Origin of the sequence: Pseudomonas sp. JAI115 (assembly GCF_014200835.1) — a bacterium.
Classification (GTDB): Bacteria; Pseudomonadota; Gammaproteobacteria; order Pseudomonadales; family Pseudomonadaceae; genus Aquipseudomonas; species Aquipseudomonas putida_A.
Genome location: NZ_JACHCY010000005.1, coordinates 1 through 14,033, shown reverse-complemented (window position 1 = coordinate 14,033; position 14,033 = coordinate 1). Strand labels below are relative to the sequence as shown.

Here is a 14,033-nt window from a genome sequence, read left to right as displayed (position 1 = left end):
TATTCTTCTCTGACACACCGCTATCGCGAGCAGGCTCACTCCTACAGGGTTTCATCGGCGGTGGATCAGGTGCCGGCGATCAACTGCCGAGCCGCCTGGCTGTGATCGGCGATCAGGCCTTTGAGATCAAGCCCCTCAACCTGACCGTCCACCACGCGCCACTTGCCGCCAATCATCACCCGATCCGCACGATCGGCACCGCACAACAGCAGCGCCGAAATCGGATCATGGCTGCCCGAGAAACGCAGCTCATCGAGTTTGAACAACGCCAGATCCGCCTGCTTGCCCACCGCCAGTTCACCAATGTCGGTACGTCCCAACAGGCTCGCCGAGCCTTTGGTCGCCCAGCCGAGCACGCGTTCCGGGGTGATCTTCTCCGCGCCGTAACGCAGGCGCTGGATGTACAACGCCTGACGCGCTTCGAGAATCATGTTCGACGCGTCGTTGGAGGCCGAACCGTCCACGCCCAGACCGAACAACGCACCGGCATCGGTCAGATCGATGCTCGGGCAGATGCCGGAGGCCAGACGCATGTTCGAACTCGGGCAATGGCTGATACCGGTGCCGGCCTGGCCGAGGCGAGCGATTTCATCCGGGTTGAAGTGGATGCCATGGGCCAGCCAGGTGCGCGGGCCGAGCCAGCCGACGCTGTCCAGATAATCTACGGTGCGCAGGCCGAAACGCTGCAGGCAGAAATCCTCTTCGTCGAGGGTTTCCGCCAAGTGCGTATGCAGACGCACGTCGAGTTTATTCGCCAGTTCGGCGCTGGCCGACATGATTTCCGGGGTCACCGAAAACGGCGAGCAAGGCGCCAGAGCGATCTGGATCTGCGCACCGTCGCCGCGCTCGTGGTACTCGTGAATCAGGCGCTGACTGTCGTCGAGAATCACCTGACCTTCCTGCACGGTCTGCTGCGGCGGCAGGCCGCCGTCCTTCTCGCCGAGGCTCATCGAACCGCGTGTGAGCATGGCGCGCATGCCCAGTTCACGCACGGTTTCGACTTGCACGTCTATGGCGTTTTCCAGACCGTCCGGGAACAGGTAATGGTGGTCGGCGGCAGTGGTGCAACCCGACAGCAGCAGTTCAGCCAAAGCCACTTTCGTCGCGAGGGCGAGTTTTTCCGGGGTCAGCCGTGCCCACACCGGGTACAGGGTTTTCAGCCACGGGAACAGCGGCTGATTGACCACCGGCGCCCAGGCGCGAGTCAGGGTTTGATAGAAGTGGTGATGGGTGTTGATCAGGCCCGGCAGGATCACATGCTCGCGGGCATCGAACACTTCGTTGCACGGTGCGGACGGTTGCTGACCGGCCGCCAGCACTTCGACGATCACGCCGTCTTGCAGCACCAGACCGCCACGGGCATCAAGCGCGTTGGCCGTGAAAATGGCGAGGGGATTTTTTAACCAGGTACGGGTCGCAGGCATTGTGGCCGGCTCCTCTGAAAGTTGGGTTCAGGGTTGCCAGCTCAGTGTTGCCCTGTCTGCTGATCCAGGGTCGCCGCGTTGGACGAGGTGCGGAGTTTCAAACAAATCGCCGGATCGGGCAAGCCCAACCCGACAGGACACCACCATCCCCTTGTAGGAGTGAGCCTGCTCGCGATAGCGGTCTTTCATTCAATATCATCGGTGACGGACACACTGCGATCGCGAGCAGGCTCACTCCTACAGGGAAGATCTGTGGTGCTTACCAGGGAATGGTTTCACCCTTGTAGTTGATGAAGTGATGCCCACCCTTGCCGGTATACGCATTCACCTGATCAATCAGCCCGCGAGTGCTGGTCTCCACATCCAGGTCAGCACCTTCACCACCCATATCCGTCTTCACCCAGCCCGGGTGCAGCGACAGCACGGTGAGTTTCTGTTCACCCAACTGGGTGACAAAACTGTTGGTCATCGAGTTCAGCGCGGCCTTGCTCGCCTTGTACAGCGCCAGCTCCGGGGCGTCGGGTACGGTGACGCTGCCCAGGCCGGAACTCATGAACGCCAGCACGCCGCTGCCATCGCGGATCTGCCCGACGAAGCGTTGCGCCAGGTTGATCGGCGCCACGGCGTTGGTGAAAAACAGTTGCCCGACTTCGGCCAGTGTCGCGCCACCCGGGGTTTGCACTTCAGGGCCTTTGACCCCGGCGTTGACGAACAGCAGGTCGAAGGTCTCGCCCTTGAGCTGCTGGCTCAGGGCGATCACCGCCTGCTGGTCGTCCATGTCGAGTTTCTCGATCCGCACCTTGCCCAGCGCTTGCAGCGCCTCGGCCTTTTGCGGATTGCGCACGGTGGCGGTCACTTGCCAGCCATCGGCCAGCAGGGTTTTCACCAACCCGAGGCCCAAGCCACGGGAGGCGCCGATGATCAGTGCGTTTTTTGCCTGGGACATGACGGGGTTCCTTGAAGATTACGGTTCACGGAGTCAATGGACACGCCTGATCCAGCCGTAGTTGCAACACTCGTCGCAACACATCGAGCCGGGTCTCAAGAGAGCTGTTGATCCTGAAGCATACTCCAGGCTCTAGCGTGGTTGCTTCTCGAATTCGCAGGCCGCTCAACGGTGTTCGCAAATCATGTACACAACACGGACACTGTGGGAGCTGGCTTGCCAGCGATGAGGCCAGTGGCATCACCACCCTAATGCCCCGCCTGCCACGGCTGCCCCAACGACACCGGCGCATACAACCGAGTCCGAACGGCATCGCGCGACAACAGCACCAACACCACAATCGTCGCCACATACGGCAGCATCGCCAGCAGACTCGACGGAATCGCCAGCCCCAAGCCCTGCGCCACCAGATGCAGGATGCTGGCGAGGCCAAACAGATAAGCCCCGAGCAACAAGCGCCACACCCGCCAACTGGCAAACACCACCAGCGCCAGGGCAATCCAGCCGCGCCCGGCGGTCATGTTCTCGGCCCACATCGGCGTGTACGCCAGCGACAGATACGCCCCGGCCAAACCGGCCATCGCCCCGCCGAACAGCACCGCCAGCGTGCGCACGGTCAGCACCGGCAGGCCCATCGCACTGGCCGCGTCCGGGTTCTCACCAACGGCCTGAATGATCAGCCCGACACGGCTTTTGATGATCACCCAAGCCACCAGCGCAAACAGCGCGAACGACAGGTACACCAGCAAGTCCTGAGCAAACAGCATGCGCCCGATCAGCGGAATCTCACTCAAGTACGGAATCGCCAACGGCTCGAATCCGGCCAACGGCTTGCCGACCCACGCTGCACCGACAAAGGTCGACAGGCCCACACCGAAGATCGTCAGCGCCAGCCCGGTCGCCACCTGATTGGCGTTGAACACCAGCGCCACCAGGGCAAACAGCGATGACAACAACATTCCCGCGAGCATCGCCAGCAACACGCCGAGCCACAGGTTGCCGCTGTTGAGGGCGACGATAAAACCGATCACCGCGCCAAACAGCATCATTCCTTCCTGCCCGAGGTTGAGTACGCCGCTCTTCTCGCAGATCAACTCACCCAGCGCCACCAACAACAGCGGCGTGCCGCAGCGCACCATGGCGTAGAAAATATTGCTCAGCAGATCGATATCCATCACAGCGCTCCGGCGGTTACGGCGGTGGTCGACGCGCGCCGTGTCCAGCGCAGTTTCAGGCGTGGCCGATAGAGAATCAGCACGTCGCAGGCCAGCAGGAAAAACAGCATCATTCCCTGAAACAGTTGGGTGATGGCTTGCGGCAGATTGAGGGTCATTTGCGCGCTTTCACCGCCGATGTACAGCAGCGCCATCAGCAGGCTGGAGAACAGAATCCCGATCGGGTTCAACCGCCCGAGAAACGCCACGGTGATTGCTGCATAGCCATAGCCCGGCGAGACTTGCGGCACCAATTGCCCGATCGGCCCGGTCACTTCGCAAACCCCGGCGAGCCCGGCCAAACCACCGCTGATCAACAGCGCGAGCCAGATCAGATGCTTCTCGCGAAAGCCGACAAAACCTGCGGCACGTTTATCCAGACCGAGCACTTTGATCTGGAAACCGACGAAGCTTTTCTGCAACAACACCCACACCGCAACCAGTGCGAGCAAAGCGAAATACACCCCGGCGTGCACTCGGCCATCCTCCATCAGCAGCGGCAGGCGACTGGCGTCGCCGAACATCGCCGACTCGGGAAAGTTGTAGCCGGCCGGATCCTTCAGCGGCCCGTGCACGCAGAACAGCAACAGGTTCAGCGCGATGTAATTGAGCATGATGCTGGTGAGGATTTCATTGGCGTTGAAGCGCGTGCGCAGCCATGCCGTCAGCCCGGCCCAAGCGGCGCCGGCGAAGGTGCCGGTGAGTAGAATCAGCACCAGCGCCCAACGGCTTTGCAGGTCGATGATGTTCACCGCCAAGGCACTGCCGGCGAGTGCACCGAGCAGTAACTGACCTTCGGCGCCGATGTTCCAGATTCGCGCCTGATACGCCACCGCCAGGCCCAATGCACAGAGCAGAATCGGCAGGGCTTTGACCAGTAACTCGGAAATGCCATACAAGTCGCTGATCGGTGCAATCAGCAGGGTGTGCAGAGTTTGCAGCGGGTCATGTCCCAGAGCGATGAACAACAGCGAGCCGCAACCGAGTGTCAGCAGCGCCGCCAGCAACGGCGAGCACCACAGCATCAGGCGCGATTGCTGGCCACGGGGTTCGAGGGAAAGCAGCATGTTGGGAAACTCCGTCAGGCCGTGGCCGATGAATGCGGGTGGTTGATGTGCCCGGCCATCCAGCCACCGACATCGCTCAGCAGGGTGTCGGTGGTGTTCTGCAGCGGCGACAGACGCCCCGCGCACAGGGCGCCGAGGCGGTCGCTGATCTGGAACAGTTCGTCGAGGTCTTCGGAGATCACCAGGATCGCCGCGCCGGCATCGCGCAGGGCAATCAGCGCGCGGTGAATGGTCGCCGCTGCGCCAACGTCCACGCCCCAGGTCGGGTGCGCGGCGATCAGCAGTTTCGGTTGCTGGAGGATTTCCCGGCCGAGAATGAATTTCTGCAGATTGCCGCCGGACAGGCTGCGCGCGGCCGCGTGAGTGCCCGGGGTTTTCACCCCGAAGCGTTGAATGATCTGTTGGGCGAGGGCTTCGACTTTACTGCGCTCGATCAAACCGTTGCTCACCAGCCCCTGTTGAAAGGCCGTGAGCAAGGCGTTGTCGGCAAGGCTCAGTTCCGGCACTGCGCCGTGGCCCAGGCGTTCTGCCGGGACGAACGCCAGACCGAGTTGGCGCCGCGCATCCGGGCGCAAATCGGCGACCGCTTGCCCGGCGAAACGAATCGTTGTCGCGCCGTCGCGGGGCAGGGTTTGTTCACCGCTGAGCAGGGCGAGCAGCTCATCCTGGCCATTGCCCGCGACCCCAGCGATACCGACGATTTCCCCGCTGCGTACTTGCAGGTTGATGTCGCTCAACGAGCAGCCGAAGGGATCGGGGTTGTGCCAGCTCAAGCCGTTGACCTGTAGAAAGTCCGCGCCGCCACTGACCTTCGGATATTCGCCGATCAGTGCCGCCGCTTCGCCGACCATCATCTGCGCCAATTGCTGATCCGAGCATTCGGCCGGCCGGCAATGCCCGGCGACCCGCCCGCCGCGCAAGACCGTGGCGCTATGGCACAGCGCGCGCACTTCCGCGAGCTTGTGGCTGATAAACAGAATGCTGCAGCCCTCGGCGGCGAGGCGGCGCAGGGTGATGAACAGTTCGTCGGCCTCTTGCGGCGTCAGCACCGACGTCGGCTCGTCGAGGATCAGCAGGCGAATGTCCTGCATCAGGCAACGAATGATCTCCACCCGTTGCCGCTCGCCAATCGACAGGCTGTGGACAAGTCGCTCCGGCTCCAGCGCCATGCCGTAGCGGCGCGACACTTCGCGAATTTTCGGCTCAAGCTGTTTCGGCGTACCGGCCTCGGCGCCCATTGCCAGAGCAATGTTCTGCGCGACGCTGAGGGTTTCGAACAGCGAGAAATGCTGGAACACCATGCCGATCCCCAACTGCCGGGCCTGCGCCGGGTTGCGGATGTTCACCCGCTGGCACTCCCAGAGCATCTCGCCGGAATCGGCCTGGGTAACGCCGTAGATGATCTTCATCAGTGTGCTTTTGCCTGCGCCATTCTCACCGAGCAGCGCGTGGATTTCCCCGGGCGCGATGCACAGGTCGATGGCGTCATTGGCCAGGCAACCGGGGTAGCGTTTGCTGATCTGGCGCAGTTGCAGGCGCGGCGTTGAATCTGGGCTTGGCATGACAGGCTCGACTGACTTGGAGTTGTGCCTGTGGATAAAGCAATTTCCTGGCCATTGAGTCAGGAACGCCCGCCGTAACTGTTGCCGCGTGCCGGCGGCAGAGCGTCGCGATGAAAAACGCAGGTGGAGCGGGCACCAATTCAGCGCAAAGCTGTTGATCCGGCTCCACTTTTGCACCGTGACGAACTGGTTAAAAAACGAGCAGCCGGGTCGAAGCTATACAGAACCTGCTACTGCGCCAGCCATGAACGGCTTATCCACAGGTTGTTCCACAGTATTTGTGCGCAATTGGAAATCCTTGGCATAAGCGCTGGGATGCTATCTCCCAATGGTGATAAACAGCGCTAACTATCTGTTTTTACGTGGGATTTATCTTTTTTCTCACGCAGTGGACGAAAAGTGAGCAAATCGCGCAAAGCCACGTGACAGAAGGGTTACAGCCATATGTGCTCAGTTATCCACAGTCGGGTGCACAGCAGATGTGGGCAACTCCGTGGAATAAGCAGATTGTGGGATGCCCTAAAAGATCGCAGCCTTCGGCAGCTCCTACAGGGAAACGTACATTCCTCTGTAGGAGCTGCGAAGGCTGCGATCTTTTGATCTTCTAACGCTGCAGCACAATTCGTCCACGACTCAAATCCGCTAACTGCGTTTGCAGCAACCCGATCTGCGCCTCACCCAGCGCCAACTGCAATTCAACACCATTGGCGGTGAAGCTTTCTTCGACGACCAACCCACCCAGGTCCGCCACCCGCAGCTTCACCAGCGCCAACTCGGCAAAGCCGCAGGCACAGCTGAGCGGCACACGGCTGATCAACTCCACTTTTTCCGCATTCTGCAGGCACTTGTTCGCGCCGCCGCCATAGGCCCTGGCTAAACCGCCGGTGCCCAATTGAATGCCGCCATACCAGCGGATCACCAGCACCGCGACCTGATCGCAATCCTGCGCTTCGATGGCCGCCAAAATCGGTCGTCCGGCGGTGCCGCCGGGTTCGCCGTCGTCGTTGCTGCGGTATTGCGCACCGAGTTTCCACGCCCAGCAGTTGTGCGAGGCATTCAAGTCGCTGTGTTGTTCGAAGAACGCCTGCGCGTCTGCGGGGCTGCCGATCGGCGCGGCGACGGTGATGAAGCGGCTTTTGCGAATCTCTTCGCGGTACTCGCAAAAACCGCTGAGGGTGAAAGGCATAAACGTCTTAAATAGTCGGGGTGAGGCCGCAGCCTTTGAGAATGATGCGGATCAGGTTGTTGCCGGCGTCTTCCATGTCCTGCTTGGTCAGCTTGCTGCGACCGCTGACGCGGCAGATCTGCGTGGCGAAGTCGGCGTAATGCTGGGTGCTGCCCCACAGCAGGAAAATCAGGTGCACCGGATCCACCGGGTCCATCTTGCCGGCATCGATCCAGGCCTGGAACACGGCTGCGCGGCCCTGGAACCAGGCGCGGTAATCCTGGTTGAAATACTCGGTCAGGCATTCGCCACCGCTGATCACTTCCATCGCAAAGATCCGCGAGGCTTGCGGTTGGCGGCGGGAGAATTCCATCTTGGCGCGAATGTAGCGGGTCAGCGCTTCGGCCGGATCATCCTCGGCGGTCAGGGTGTTGAAGGTGCTGTCCCACAGCTCGATGATGTTGCTCAGCACCGCCACGTACAACCCAAGCTTGTTGGTGAAGTAGTAATGCAGGTTCGCCTTGGGCAACCCGGCATTCTGCGCGATGGTGTTCATGCTGGTGCCTTTGTAACCGTGACGGGCGAACTCGTCTTCGGCGGCTTTGAGGATGGTCTCTTCGTTCTTCTGACGAATGCGGCTGGCGGGTTTGCCGCCGTGAGCAGGGACTTCAAAGGTCATAGGCACTTCCGGTTTGTCTGTGGGTGCAACCAGTTGCGTTGATAACGCACCCACAGGCATCCGACAAGTGCTGATGCAATAAAACCGTTACGCCTGTTCGATCTTGTTCAGCGCTGCGGCGGATTCGACGCGGGTAGTTTTCGCCTCCGGCAGCAACAGGCACAGGATGATCGCGGTCAGGCCACCGCTGGTGATCGCCGAATCGAACAGGTTTTGCACCAGTTTCGGCAACAGATGCAGAAGGTTCGGTTGCGCGGCAATGCCCAGGCCGACGCCGAGCGAGGTGGCGATGATCAGCATGCTGCGTCGGTCCAGCGGCGACTGCGCGAGGATCCGAACACCGGCTGCCGCCACGCTGCCGAACATCACCAGGGTGGCGCCGCCGAGCACCGGTTTCGGGATCTGCTGCAGCACCGCGCCGATCATGGGGAACAGGCCAAGACAAAACAGGATCGCGCCGATGTACAGCCCGACGTAGCGGCTGGCGACGCCGGTCAACTGGATCACGCCGTTGTTCTGCGCAAACGTGGTGTTGGGGAAGGCGCTGAAGGTCGCGGCGATCATGCAGCTCACGCCGTCACCGAGTACGCCGCCACGCAAACGACTTATATAGGAAGGGCCGCTGATTGGCTGGCGGGCGAGCATGCAATTGGCCGTGAGGTCGCCGACGGTTTCGATGGTGCTGATTAGATAAATCAGCGCGACCGGCAGGAAAGCTGTCCAGTCAAAGCTGAATCCGAACTTGAAGGGTGCAGGAAGACTGACCAGCGGCAAGTCAGGCAATGCCTGCGGAACCAGTTTCCCGCTGAACCACGCGGCCAGACTGCCAAGCAGCAGTCCGATAATGATGGCCGACAGCCGCACCCACGGCGTGTTCGAGCGATTGAGCAGGATGATCGTCAGCAACACGAACACCCCCAGCGCCAGATTGCCCGGCGCGCCGAAGTCCGGGGCATTGAAACCGCCGCCCAGATCGGTGATGCCGACCTTGATCAGACTGATGCCGATCAGGGTGATGACGATCCCGGTCACCAGCGGCGTGACGACCCGGCGTAATTGACCGATGAAACGGCTGAGGACGATCTGCACCACGGCGCCGAAAAAGCATACGCCGAAGATCATCGCCAGAATGTCCTCCGGGCTGCCGCCACGCTGCTTGACCAGAAACCCGGCCGACAGCACCGCGCCGAGAAAGGCGAAACTGGTGCCCTGCAAACAGATCATCCCGGCGCCGATGCCGAACGGCCGTCGCGCCTGAATAAAGGTGCCGACCCCGGAAACCATCAGCGCCATGCTGATCAGGTACGGCAAGTGTGCGGTCAGGCCGAGGGTCGAGCCGATCACCAGCGGCGGGGTGATGATGCCAACGAAACTGGCGAGCACGTGTTGCAGGGCGGCGAGGATCGCGGCGGGTGGTTTTGGGCGGTCGTCGAGGCCGTAGATCAGGTCGCTGGACGGTTCAGAATCTGGCTGCATGGCTTAAGGCTTCTTGTTGAAGGATCGGGGTTGATCCTGCTTTGCAAAAAGCTGTCCACTTGCTCAGGTTATTCAGTGATTTTGTGGTTGAAAACCTTATCTGTCGGGCCTTGCAGGATTTTTCAACGCGTCGCCGCCAGACTCTCCAGAAAACTTTCCAGCACCAAATGAGGGCGCCGCCCCTTGCGCGTGACCGATGCCAGACTCAAATCATAAAAACGTGTCGTCGATTTCAGCGCACGCAAGCGACCTTGCTGCACCCACAGGCTGGCGTAGTGATCCGGCAGATAGCCGATATAGCGCCCGGTCAAAATCAGAAACGCCATGCCCTCACGGTCAGACGCACTGGCGGTGCAGTTGAGTGCCTGGTAATGCGCCTGAATCTCCGCCGGCAAACGAAAGGTCGGGGCAATCGCGTCCTGACTATTAAGACGTTCGTCATCCAGTTGCTTGTCATCGACATAAAACAGCGGATGACCCACCGCGCAATAAAGCAGCGAGCGCTCGCTGTACAACGGCTGATATTCCAGCCCCGACAGTGCGCTGGCCTGCGGCACCACGCCGACATGCAGGCGACCGTCGAGCACGCCTTGTTCGACTTCGTTGGGAGCGATCATGCGGATCTGGATCTGCACGTCCGGCCCGCGTTCCTTCAACTGTGCGAGGGCGTGGGTGATGCGCATGTGGGGCAGGGTGACGAGGTTGTCGGTCAGGCCAATGATCAACTCGCCACGCAGGTGCTGGTGCAAGCCATTGACCTCGGTGCGGAAACTTTCCAGCGCACTTAACAGTTGCAGCGCTGACTGATAAACCTCGCGGCCCTCTTCGGTCAGCGAGAACCCGGCGCGGCCGCGCTGGCACAAACGCAGGCCGAGGCGCTGTTCGAGATCGCTCATCTGCTGGCTGATCGCCGAGCGACCGATGCCAAGCACGGTTTCCGCCGCCGAGAAGCCGCCGCACTCCACCACGCTGCGGAAAATCCGCAGCAGGCGAATATCAAAATCACTGACCTGGGCCAGCGGATCGGGGCGGCGACTGCTCATGCTGTTGTTCTCATTGTTTAGCAGGCTTCTAACTGAAGGTTAGAAAAGTTGGATTTCACCGACTTTATCCGCGTGGCAATTTAGCTGCAACAACGCTTTTTATCTCCCTGATGCTTATGCCCTGCGAGGTTTTGCCCGATGAACATGCCTGAAAACGCGCCGTCGCCACTGGCCAGCCAACTGAAGCTGGACGCGCACTGGATGCCGTACACCGCCAACCGCAACTTCCAGCGCGATCCGCGTCTGATTGTGGGTGCCGAAGGCAGCTGGCTGTTCGATGACAAGGGCCGCAAGATCTACGATTCGCTGTCCGGTCTGTGGACCTGCGGCGCCGGGCACACCCGCAAGGAAATCCAGGAAGCGGTATCCAGACAACTGGGCACCCTCGATTACTCGCCAGGCTTTCAGTACGGCCATCCGCTGTCGTTCCAGCTGGCCGAGAAAATCACTGAGCTGACTCCGGGCAACCTGAACCACGTGTTCTTCACCGACTCCGGTTCCGAGTGCGCCGACACTGCGGTGAAGATGGTTCGTGCCTACTGGCGTCTGAAAGGTCAGTCGACCAAGACCAAAATGATCGGCCGTGCCCGTGGCTACCACGGTGTGAACATCGCCGGTACCAGCCTTGGCGGCGTCAACGGCAACCGTAAACTGTTCGGTCAGGCGATGATGGATGTCGATCACCTGCCGCACACGCTGCTGGCCAGTAACGCATTCTCCCGTGGCATGCCGGAGCAGGGCGGTATCGCCCTGGCCGATGAGCTGCTGAAGTTGATCGAACTGCACGACGCGTCGAACATCGCGGCGGTCTTCGTTGAACCGATGGCCGGTTCCGCTGGCGTACTGGTTCCGCCTCAGGGTTACCTGAAGCGTCTGCGCGAGATCTGCGATCAGCACAACATCCTGCTGGTATTCGACGAAGTGATTACTGGTTTCGGCCGCACCGGCTCGATGTTCGGCGCCGAGAGCTTTGGCGTGACCCCGGACCTGATGTGCATCGCCAAGCAAGTCACCAACGGCGCGATTCCGATGGGCGCAGTGATTGCCAGCTCCGAGATCTACCAGACCTTCATGAATCAGCCGACTCCGGAATACGCGGTGGAATTCCCCCACGGCTACACCTACTCGGCCCACCCGGTGGCGTGCGCCGCTGGCCTGGCGGCACTCGACCTGCTGCAAAAGGAAAACCTGGTGCAGAGCGTGGCCGAGGTTGCACCGCATTTCGAAAATGCCCTGCACGGCCTGAAAGGTTCGAAGAACGTCATCGACATCCGTAACTACGGCCTGGCCGGTGCGATCCAGATAGCCCATCGTGATGGCGACGCCATCGTCCGTCCGTTCGAAGCGGGCATGGCTCTGTGGAAAGCCGGGTTCTACGTGCGCTTCGGCGGCGACACTCTGCAGTTCGGCCCAACTTTCAACAGCAAGCCGCAAGACCTCGATCGTCTGTTCGACGCGGTTGGCGAAGTGCTGAACAAGCTCGACTGATTTTTCCCTCTATATATACCTGCGAATAACAGGCGCCCCATGTGGGCGTCTGTACACAAGAATTCAGGAGTTTTCGATGAGCGTTATCCCGCATTTGATCAATGGCGAACTGGTGACCGAGAACGGTCGCGCGGTTGATGTGTTCAACCCGTCCACCGGTCAGGCGATCCACAAGCTGCCGCTGGCCACCCGCGAAACCATTCAACACGCGATCGACGCTGCCAAGGCTGCGTTCCCGGCATGGCGCAACACTCCTCCGGCCAAGCGTGCCCAGGTGATGTTCCGCTTCAAGCAACTGCTGGAGCAGAACGAAGCACGCATCTCGCAATTGATCAGCGAAGAACACGGCAAGACCCTCGAAGACGCCGCCGGTGAACTGAAGCGCGGTATCGAGAACGTCGAGTTCGCCTGCGCCGCCCCGGAAATCCTCAAGGGCGAATACAGCCGCAACGTCGGCCCTAACATTGACGCCTGGTCGGACTTCCAGCCACTGGGCGTGGTTGCCGGCATCACGCCATTCAACTTCCCGGCGATGGTCCCGCTGTGGATGTACCCACTGGCGATCGTCTGCGGCAACTGCTTTATCCTCAAACCGTCCGAGCGTGACCCAAGCTCGACGCTGCTGATCGCTCAATTGCTGATCGAAGCCGGTCTGCCGAAAGGCGTGCTAAGCGTGGTGCATGGCGACAAGACTGCAGTGGACGCGCTGATTGAAGCGCCGGAAGTCAAAGCGCTGAGCTTTGTTGGTTCGACGCCGATTGCCGAATACATCTACGCCGAAGGTACCAAGCGCGGTAAACGCGTTCAGGCACTGGGCGGGGCGAAGAACCATGCGGTGCTGATGCCGGATGCGGATCTGGACAACGCAGTCAGCGCGCTGATGGGCGCGGCCTATGGTTCTTGCGGTGAGCGCTGCATGGCGATTTCGGTCGCAGTGTGTGTCGGCGATCAGGTAGCGGATGCGCTGGTGGCGAAACTTGTACCGCAGATCAAGGCGCTGAAAATCGGTGCCGGCACTTCGTGTGGTCTCGACATGGGCCCACTGGTAACCGGTCAGGCGCGGGACAAGGTCAGTGGTTATGTCGATGACGGTGTGGCAGCGGGCGCGACCCTGGTGGTCGACGGTCGCGGCTTGAGCATTCCAGGTAACGAAGAGGGCTTCTTCCTCGGTGGCTGCCTGTTCGACAACGTCACCCCTGAAATGCGCATCTATAAGGAAGAGATCTTCGGACCGGTGTTGTGCGTGGTTCGCGTGAACAGCCTGGAAGAGGCGATGAAGCTGATCAACGATCACGAATACGGTAACGGCACCTGCATCTTTACCCGTGACGGTGAAGCGGCGCGTCTGTTCTGCGACGAAATTGAAGTCGGCATGGTCGGCGTCAACGTACCGCTGCCGGTTCCTGTGGCTTACCACAGCTTCGGCGGCTGGAAGCGCTCGCTGTTCGGCGACCTGCATGCCTATGGCCCGGATGGTGTGCGCTTCTATACCCGTCGCAAGGCCATCACTCAGCGTTGGCCGCAGCGTGCGAGCCATGAGGCTTCGCAGTTTGCTTTCCCTAGCTTGTAAGTAGCAGGGCATGACGAAGGCCGACCTCTAGAGGTCGGCCTTCGTGTTTTCGTGTTTTTTTGACCGATATGACAGAAATGTGAAAAAAGCGGTTGACGGCAGATTCTGGAGGTCTATAATTCGCCCCACTTCCGGCGCAGTCGAAACGGAAAACTCCTTGAGATTCAATGAGTTACGCAGTTTTCGACGGCGGCTTGCTTCAGTTCATCGAAGCCTGGAAGGAGTTGAAAGAGCGGTGATGTTTGGCTCTTTTGACGGTTCGATCTTCTCGGTCGAAAGCGGAGAAAAAGAGGTGTTGACAGCGGCGTGTAACGCTGTAGAATTCGCCTCCCGCTAACGAGAGATCGGAAGCGCAAGTGGTTGAAGTTGTTGAAGAAATCTTCGAAAACTTCTGAAAAT

The 14,033-nt window shown here is 60.4% G+C and carries 11 protein-coding genes and 1 pseudogene; 2 read left to right on the top strand and 10 right to left on the bottom strand.

What is annotated here, in order from left to right; translation table 11 throughout:
• Positions 1–65 precede the first annotated feature (65 nt).
• The 9 genes from HDC30_RS13555 to HDC30_RS13515 all read right to left on the bottom strand — a co-directional run bounded on the left by HDC30_RS13555 (position 66) and on the right by HDC30_RS13515 (position 10,576).
• The gene (locus HDC30_RS13555; RefSeq protein ID WP_183783561.1) at positions 66–1,424 is read right to left on the bottom strand and encodes an 8-oxoguanine deaminase; all 1,359 of its coding nucleotides are present in this window, start codon (positions 1,422–1,424) and stop codon (positions 66–68) included.
• A gap of 259 nt (positions 1,425–1,683) precedes the next feature.
• Positions 1,684–2,370, bottom strand: a complete 687-nt coding sequence (locus HDC30_RS13550) for an SDR family oxidoreductase (RefSeq protein ID WP_095138233.1) — start codon at positions 2,368–2,370, stop codon at positions 1,684–1,686.
• 248 nt (positions 2,371–2,618) lie between these two features.
• Positions 2,619–3,545 carry an ABC transporter permease gene (locus HDC30_RS13545; protein ID WP_003221385.1) on the bottom strand — a complete coding sequence of 309 codons (927 nt, stop codon included), beginning with the start codon at positions 3,543–3,545 and terminating at the stop codon, positions 2,619–2,621.
• A complete protein-coding gene (locus HDC30_RS13540; protein WP_183783559.1) occupies positions 3,545–4,651 on the bottom strand; it encodes an ABC transporter permease in 1,107 nt (368 codons plus the stop codon). Before HDC30_RS13540 ends, HDC30_RS13545 begins: the two co-directional genes overlap by 1 nt.
• Before the next feature lie 14 nt (positions 4,652–4,665).
• Positions 4,666–6,213, bottom strand: coding sequence for an ABC transporter ATP-binding protein (locus HDC30_RS13535; protein WP_183783558.1), 1,548 nt, complete (start codon positions 6,211–6,213; stop codon positions 4,666–4,668).
• 604 nt (positions 6,214–6,817) lie between these two features.
• On the bottom strand, positions 6,818–7,399 hold the full coding sequence (locus HDC30_RS13530; protein ID WP_183783556.1) for a YigZ family protein: 582 nt from the start codon (positions 7,397–7,399) through the stop codon (positions 6,818–6,820).
• A 7-nt stretch (positions 7,400–7,406) separates the two neighbouring features.
• Positions 7,407–8,057, bottom strand: coding sequence for a TetR/AcrR family transcriptional regulator (locus HDC30_RS13525; protein WP_027613646.1), 651 nt, complete (start codon positions 8,055–8,057; stop codon positions 7,407–7,409).
• A gap of 87 nt (positions 8,058–8,144) precedes the next feature.
• Positions 8,145–9,533, bottom strand: a complete 1,389-nt coding sequence (locus HDC30_RS13520) for a uracil-xanthine permease family protein (protein WP_183783554.1) — start codon at positions 9,531–9,533, stop codon at positions 8,145–8,147.
• A gap of 122 nt (positions 9,534–9,655) precedes the next feature.
• A complete protein-coding gene (locus HDC30_RS13515; protein WP_007968115.1) occupies positions 9,656–10,576 on the bottom strand; it encodes a LysR family transcriptional regulator in 921 nt (306 codons plus the stop codon).
• Between the two features lie 138 nt (positions 10,577–10,714).
• Here HDC30_RS13515 and HDC30_RS13510 point away from each other — a divergent pair, with 138 nt between their 5' ends.
• Positions 10,715–12,064, top strand: coding sequence for an aspartate aminotransferase family protein (locus HDC30_RS13510; protein WP_183783552.1), 1,350 nt, complete (start codon positions 10,715–10,717; stop codon positions 12,062–12,064).
• A 76-nt stretch (positions 12,065–12,140) separates the two neighbouring features.
• Positions 12,141–13,634 carry a CoA-acylating methylmalonate-semialdehyde dehydrogenase gene (locus HDC30_RS13505; RefSeq protein WP_027613649.1) on the top strand — a complete coding sequence of 498 codons (1,494 nt, stop codon included), beginning with the start codon at positions 12,141–12,143 and terminating at the stop codon, positions 13,632–13,634.
• Positions 13,635–13,833: 199 nt separating this feature from the next.
• Here HDC30_RS13505 and HDC30_RS28980 read toward each other — a convergent pair.
• Positions 13,834–14,033: pseudogene (locus HDC30_RS28980) on the bottom strand (hypothetical protein); the annotation flags it as partial.